The following is a 6,717-nucleotide window of genomic DNA, read 5'->3' on the forward strand; positions in this document are numbered from 1 at the left end:
GTTATGGAAAGGGAAGAGTATAAAATTTTTAGTACAAAGGTGATTTATCTAATTAGAAGCTGGTTTTTAGCGTGTGCAAATTTACTAGTTTTTTAGACGAGGTGTTTACATCTCTTCCGAAGGTATTTGTCTAACAAAAAGGTTTCAACAACTCCAAAAAGGTAACTTTCGTCTATGAAATACTGAACCAAATATTTAATTTTGCAGATTCAGAACTGCTTTCAGAACTTAATATATAGATGCCGCGAAACACTTGGGTTTTCAAGTTGCTACTACTTAGCTGTTTACTAAAGAAGTCATTCCAATAAGCATCATAAACATCAATTTCCCTAGAGCTATTTCTACCTAAATCTAACTTGAATTTCTTTCCAATGTGTCCTGTTATCTTTTCTTCTCCTATTTCCTGTACTCTGGGGAACTCTAAAACCTCTGTAAGACCAAGGGATAAACAATCAATAAAGTGATTTCTATCTCTACCAAGATAAAAACCATGAACAAAAATAACAGCTTCTCGTTGGGATGCCATGTGCTATGCAACTCATAGTAACAAAAGACTCTATTCTATGATGATGACCACCTGTTGTAGTTCAGTACGCTACTGAGCGTATTGTTACTAACTATTGCTCTATTTCTGCGTTAGCAACTTTCAATGCTTTACTTATTGTTAAGTTATCTCGCTGGTAGTATGATATACAAAGTTTTGGTGCTCATACCATTTCCGTATGAAGACGCATAGAAAGAACCCCACCACCTGCGACACCTCCCCTTATCAAAGGGAGGTTGGGAGGGGTCAAAATAATGTGCAACTTCGCAGAAAATTGGTATTATTGCGATCGCATGTTTGAGAGGTGATTATAAAGTAAACCTTAAACTGTGTTTTACAAGTGTTTTTGAAATAGTTCTAGAACATGTTTCCAAGCATCAGGAGCAGCTTCAGGATTGTAACTTGGGTGTTGTTCCATAAATGGGTACTTGTCTTTGAAAAATCCCGCAAAGAATCCATGTCCGGCATCGTATCGAAATACACGATGATTGATTTGATGTTTCTTTAATTCTGCCTCAATTTGCTCGTTTTCTTGCTGGGAAACTAATGTATCTCTTGTACCAAAAAAGGCATAAATAGTACCTTTGATTTTTGAAGTCCGATTAATGGTTGGAGTCTCTTCGCCATAACTAGAAGTGGTAATCCCACCACCGTAAAACGAAGCTGTTGCTTTGATATCAGGGAAAGTTGCAGCAATGTAAGCAACATGACCGCCAAAACAGAAACCCATAACACCAATTGCATCATTTTTGATATTGGGTAAAGTTTTTAAGTAGGCGATCGCAGCTTGAATATCACTTAAGATATCTTGATACTTTACTTGTTGATAGTATTCCAACCCCAGCCTATAGCTTTCTGGACTAAACCCAACGTCTTCAGGGCTAAAATCAGCCTCAAAACCGGGAGCAATACGTTGATACATGGCTGGAGCTATTGCTACATAACCTTGTTTAGCGATTAGTTCGGTGATATCTCGAATGTTGCTGTTGATTCCAAAAATTTCTGGAAAAACTATAACCGCGCCAAAGGTTCCTTTATGTGCTGGTTGAGCTAAATAAGCATCGATTTCTAAGTCATTGTTAGGTACTTTGACATAGCAAGTGTTAATTTCGATGTTTGTTGTTTCTACCATCTTTGTTTCGGTTGATTTTATACCAATTCATCTATTCTGACTGTTTTTCGACACCAATGGGTGATGTCTACAATGGGCATAAACGCACGAGTATTGCTCTGCTCAGTGAAGGGAAATTGCTTACCCTCAAGCATGACCTTCCTGCTTTGCGACGCAGATTAGATGAATTTCTAACTTTTGAATAGATCGTAGTTCAAACTTCTGGATGATGTTAAGGGTTTTTGATTTGTGCGACCTTACATAAAGTAAGCATAAAGACTCAAAATTAATAACCACAAGCAAAAACAATGCCCGATCAAAGTTTTAGAACAAACATTCCAGAAATTGACCCAACAGAAATTGAAGATACTCGAACTGCGATCGCAGACGAACATCGCTCGTTTCTTGAAAAGGTCATGGTTCAAAGCGGATTTGCGGATTTGTATGACGCAAGAGACTTTACCGAAGTTGTATTTCGCGTTATGCGCGACTTAATGACCACAGAAGCTAGCGATCGCGTCGAGGCAGAACTGCATACAGAGGCTGTGCCTACGGATGAGAAGGCACTCCAGTTTGAAGTGGCAGAACTTTGGAAAGACACCAATCCAATTGTGAGATTTTTAAGTCGAATCCGTCAACCTTTAAGAGGCCCGGCTCCCATTGGAATTGATTCCAATCTATTTCTCACGCGGGTTGCGAATGAAGGAGGAGTTCCAGGAACAGTCGAGGCAGAGCAGGCGGTTAAAGCAGTGTTTTCTGCCACCAAAGACGAACTTTCCCAAGAGCGGATTCAGGAAATTGCTGGCTGGCTCCCTGACCGTATCCGTGAGCTTTGGGAGCAAGCTTAATTAGAAATGTGAAAAACTCAAGTCTGTTTGCGGATAATCACAAACAGGCTTTCTATATTTATTGGGGAGCTAGTGGTTAACCCCTTGGTAAGCATAGTAATCATAAACACTCAAGATTGCCCGCACTACTTAGTAGCAGACTTTCGCTTTTTGCCTAGTTAATGCAATGCCAGATGATGTAATTGCTTTTATGTAGTATCGCAATCACCCGTCATTTATATAAATAACTATTTTCACTGAGATGTTCTAAAACTGAATGATAGCGTAGGCGTAGCCCGTTGTAGACACCGCCCCAACTCGACAACATGCTACTACATATTTAGAAATTGTGTGTGAGATGCGCAAGAAGTAGACATCGCTCTAAATAGCGAATGCGATCGTCAAATCACAGATTATAATCCTGCATTATCAAGCAGCTTGATTGGCAACTCATCTACAACGAATCCACCTTTTGTAATTCTAATATGCATAAACAGGAAGACCTGCGACCGAAGCCATTCGAGATATATTATTGATGTATTGTGTTTTTTCACGCTAGAAGGAGAATTATGGCAAAAATAAAAAACTATACACAGCTAACTTTCAACCAAGTTGAAATAGAAGAACTTTCTGATGCAGAGATGAAATGGGTCAGAGGAGGGACATTATTGCCTCCAGTGTCACAGTCTCAAGTGCCGCGGTTTCAAGTGCCACAGTTCCAAGTGCCGCAGTTCCAAATGCCGCAGTTTCAAGTGCCGCAGTTTCAAGTGCCGCAGTTCCAAATGCCCCAGTTTGAAATACCCAAATTTAATTAGTCTCTGCTTCAATTGTCTGCACTTTTATTTCAGCAATTTGTCACGAACTCTCATGGTTAGGGCTTAAATCGTACCTTCAATAGCATCAAAACCCCAACGGTTGATAAACTTCAATAAACTTCTGTCACTTCCGGCGTTCTGTACTTGTTATTGTTTTCAAAGCAATTTCTACCAAGGTAATATAATTGACTAATTTTCGACGGCACTACCCAGAATCCAAATTGGCTACGAGAGCAGCTATAGGCGATCGCAACCAGTTGACGTAGATATATGCAATTCCTGGATCTTTGTGAGCAACGAGATTCTATCTGATTTGTTGTAATTGTTTAATCCTTTCTGTCAGCAGACGAACTTGAACAGGTTTGTTACGAAACCAGTCTGTTGACCAAATGCGGTGAATTTTCCAACCAAGCCTTTCAAGCACCTGTTGTCTGAGGCGATGTCTACGACGGGCTAACGCCTACGCGATCTCTGGCAGTAGGTGAACTATGGTAAGATGCACCATCACACTCAATCCCCAGTAAAAACTCACCAGGGCGATGGTCTTTTCTTGCGTGAGTATTTACCCCGATCGCTACGGTTTCATCCGAATCAAGTCTGTCAAAATACTATCCAAACTGCCGTTAACTTGAATTCGGTCAATCTTCTCTGCAATCCGTTCTAATACTTCGAGTTCTTTTAAACGCAATGCAACGGGGTTATCCTCCATCACTTTGGCAGTGTTTAGCATACTGCGAGTAGCAGCGGTTTCTTCTCTACGTCTGACTACGTTTGCTTGAGCAGCTTTTTCTGCCTCGACTACTTTGCTTAAGATAGTCTTAATCTCACTAGGTAAAATGATATCTTTGACACCTACAGAATCTACTTCAATTCCATAGTCTGCGGCTTTCTGGCGAATATATTCAGAGATGCTTCTATCAATTGCACCTTTATCCTCTAATAAAGCGTCTAAGTTACGTTCGCCGACTGAACCACGCAAAGCAAACTGTAATTCTTTGTATAAGAACCCGGAAATATCTGATAAGCCGTTTTTTGCTCTCAATGGGTCTTGGATACGGAAGCCTGCGGTCAAATTCAACCGCAGAGGTACTTTATCTTTAGAGAGGATGTCTTGACCAGATACTTCCATATTTTGTAGTCGCAGGTCGATGGTTTCGGTTTGAAAAGAGCGGCCAAATAACCACCAAGCATGTACCCCTGGCGATCGCAGTCCTTGAAACTCTTGATTAATGTATACTAGTCCAACGTGCTGGGCGGGAACTTGACAGATATGCAAACAGTTGCGACTGAGCAATTTCGCTTCCGCTGAACCCTCAACCAACTCAGCCACTAAGGCAGGCTGTAACTGAGCATCAGCGTTGATATCGAGAACTTCCACTGCAACACCCTGCCAAAATAGCTTGCGGCTGGTAGGTGGCAAAATAGAAATCACTTTACCTCTATACCGCACAATTGCAACTTGCGAAGACAGTAATTGCACGGTTTCACAGTAAGCAGCAATAAAGTCGGGATGTTTTTCAATGAGTACATCTTCCAGGGGAAAATCTGGGTTAGGGATGATCCGGCTGAGAGTTCGGACTGTAACATCCCTACCTACTGACCAAAAAGCATACTCTCCTGGTTCTAGAGGTCGCACAAAATTATTTTGCAGATATAGTAAACCAATCTCATACTCTGAGATTTGAAACTTTTTGAGTCCATTCAACGTAACTGAGCGCAATTGCTGCACAAAGGAAGCAGGCAATTCTAAACTTTCTTCCAAGTTGAACACATAAGATTCTACCTCAATAAAACCACGCCAAAAAGCAATCAATTGATTTGGTGCAACGCTTACCCAATGCTGACCGTAGCGGACTAAAGCAGCTTGGTTGAATGCGGTTCTGATAATCAATAAATGTTGTTGCAAGTCGGCTTCGTGATTCCGCAACAACAGTTCTAGGTTTTCAATCTGGGCTTGTGGCTGGTTGAGGTCATAGATTTTGAGTTGCCAATGCCGACCAAAATAAGTATGTGTACCGGGCTGCAAGATTTTTTTAAAGTCACTGCGGTGATATAAAATGCCGATTTCGTTAGGTTTGATATAAAATGTTTCCCACATAGTAATTTGCATAGATAATTTACGCGATATTTTAGATAAGCTATGCGATGCTTGCAGCTAGCGTAGCGATGTCTACGACGGGCTACGCCAACGCAACTAGCTAAGAAGATTTTATCAAGACATTTATAACCTTCCTTGAACTCAAATACCACCTATTTTCTTACAGCTTAAGTACTGGAGTTATTGGAGTTTACAACCTTGTGAAAAAAGGCTAAAGGATTTATTTTATCTATTTGTATTACTATATACTACAAAATATTTTTTAACTCTGCCAGTGCAAGTGTTTACAGTTCAGGTGTGGGCAAAAGCTTCTCCAAAGCTGGATTAAGATTGCCATTACTTTTCCCAAACTGCTCAATGGCAATCTAGAAAAAAGAACCGCGCTCAGATATGCCGTTCACTTTGCCAATCTAGAATCCCAAGGAAAACTAGATGTACAAAAGGAAGGGACATACTCAAGTTAGGGAGAAATGCAGTTGCGCTTACTCCTTGACTGTAGCTACCGAACATCACCCTTACGAGTGATGACCGACAGCAAAACACTTACACCGCAGAGTTGAGAAAATGAGGGGTCTCGAATCTGTTGAGATTCGTACCATATTGGCTACCTTTACAGGGTATTGTCTTTTGACCCGGACAGGGTTTTGGGTGAAAGTATAGGAATCGAACCTACAACACATCGATTATGAGTCGATTGCTCTACCAGTGAGCTAACTTCCTGGAGTTTGATACAGGAGTCGAACCTGTGACCCATTGATTATGAGTCGATCGCTCTACCAACTGAGCTAATCAAACGATGGTATAGTTTAAAGCACTCGGCGGTATACACTCATACCAAAGGTTGGCGCACCAGTTAGGCATATAGAACCTAAACTATAGCTTTGTAACTTTGTTACTATTCCGCTCCAAATTTAGCACACAGGGATTGGGAGTGATCACTGTTGACTGATGACTGTTTAGCGAGGATAGACATAGAATAAACTCCAGTCATATCATGTCCGGTAAAAGACTTATCATTAAGACCGCAGGGGGCAGGGGGCAGGGGGCAGGGGGCAGGGGGAAAGAGAGTTTTAAGATTTTTGCATAGATGCCCTGAATAATAACTAATTAAGCGGACATGATATCAATTATTACGATTTAACAGGTAGCGTCAGTACAAAAACAGTTCCAGCTTCCACTTGGGAGTGAACTTCTATAGAATCCATTTGACATCTTTTACTATCTTGAAGTACAGTTACCGCAAAAGCCGTATCCAGCAGTCATGCCGTACTCTAGCAGCCTAACAGACGAAGAGTGGGAAATCCTTGAACCCCTACTGCCGA

5 protein-coding genes, 2 tRNA genes and 1 pseudogene are annotated in these 6,717 nt (G+C 41.1%); 2 read left to right on the top strand and 6 right to left on the bottom strand.

The features are described from left to right. Window positions 1-172: 172 nt before the first annotated feature. Window positions 173-526, bottom strand: coding sequence for a hypothetical protein (locus H6G92_RS11420; RefSeq protein WP_190893810.1), 354 nt, complete (start codon window positions 524-526; stop codon window positions 173-175). A 352-nt stretch (window positions 527-878) separates the two neighbouring features. Further along, on the bottom strand, window positions 879-1,676 hold the full coding sequence (locus tag H6G92_RS11425; RefSeq protein WP_190893811.1) for a dienelactone hydrolase family protein: 798 nt from the start codon (window positions 1,674-1,676) through the stop codon (window positions 879-881). 287 nt (window positions 1,677-1,963) lie between these two features. On the opposite strand from H6G92_RS11425, the gene H6G92_RS11430 reads away from it, so the two are divergent. Together H6G92_RS11430 and H6G92_RS11435 are read left to right on the top strand one after the other, a co-directional pair. Continuing rightward, complete coding sequence (locus tag H6G92_RS11430) at window positions 1,964-2,503, top strand: DUF2267 domain-containing protein (protein ID WP_190893812.1); 540 nt, start codon at window positions 1,964-1,966, stop codon at window positions 2,501-2,503. A 548-nt stretch (window positions 2,504-3,051) separates the two neighbouring features. Then, window positions 3,052-3,297 carry a hypothetical protein gene (locus H6G92_RS11435; RefSeq protein WP_190893813.1) on the top strand — a complete coding sequence of 82 codons (246 nt, stop codon included), beginning with the start codon at window positions 3,052-3,054 and terminating at the stop codon, window positions 3,295-3,297. A 304-nt stretch (window positions 3,298-3,601) separates the two neighbouring features. On the opposite strand, the pseudogene H6G92_RS41090 reads toward H6G92_RS11435, so the two are convergent. From H6G92_RS41090 to H6G92_RS11455, 4 genes and pseudogenes are all read right to left on the bottom strand, one after another. Continuing rightward, window positions 3,602-3,739: pseudogene (locus H6G92_RS41090) on the bottom strand (hypothetical protein); the annotation flags it as partial. Between the two features lie 132 nt (window positions 3,740-3,871). Next, entirely contained in the window at window positions 3,872-5,395 is a 1,524-nt protein-coding gene (locus H6G92_RS11445; RefSeq protein ID WP_190893821.1) for a slipin family protein, read from the bottom strand. Between the two features lie 645 nt (window positions 5,396-6,040). Next, window positions 6,041-6,115 (bottom strand) — tRNA-Met (locus tag H6G92_RS11450). Beyond that, window positions 6,115-6,190, bottom strand: a tRNA-Met gene (locus H6G92_RS11455). The genes H6G92_RS11450 and H6G92_RS11455 overlap by 1 nt, the downstream gene beginning before the upstream one ends. Window positions 6,191-6,717 lie beyond the last annotated feature (527 nt).

The organism is Nostoc foliaceum FACHB-393, from assembly GCF_014698505.1.
Classification (GTDB): Bacteria; Cyanobacteriota; Cyanobacteriia; order Cyanobacteriales; family Nostocaceae; genus Nostoc; species Nostoc foliaceum_A.

Bases quoted from the DNA above. Each gene is read 5' to 3' on its own strand.
- H6G92_RS11430 (WP_190893812.1), top strand. From the start codon at position 1,964: ATGCCCGATCAAAGTTTTAGAACAAACATTCCAGAAATTGACCCAACA.
- H6G92_RS11445 (WP_190893821.1), bottom strand. From the start codon at position 5,395: ATGTGGGAAACATTTTATATCAAACCTAACGAAATCGGCATTTTATAT.
- H6G92_RS11425 (WP_190893811.1), bottom strand. From the start codon at position 1,676: ATGGTAGAAACAACAAACATCGAAATTAACACTTGCTATGTCAAAGTA.
- H6G92_RS11435 (WP_190893813.1), top strand. From the start codon at position 3,052: ATGGCAAAAATAAAAAACTATACACAGCTAACTTTCAACCAAGTTGAA.
- H6G92_RS11420 (WP_190893810.1), bottom strand. From the start codon at position 526: ATGGCATCCCAACGAGAAGCTGTTATTTTTGTTCATGGTTTTTATCTT.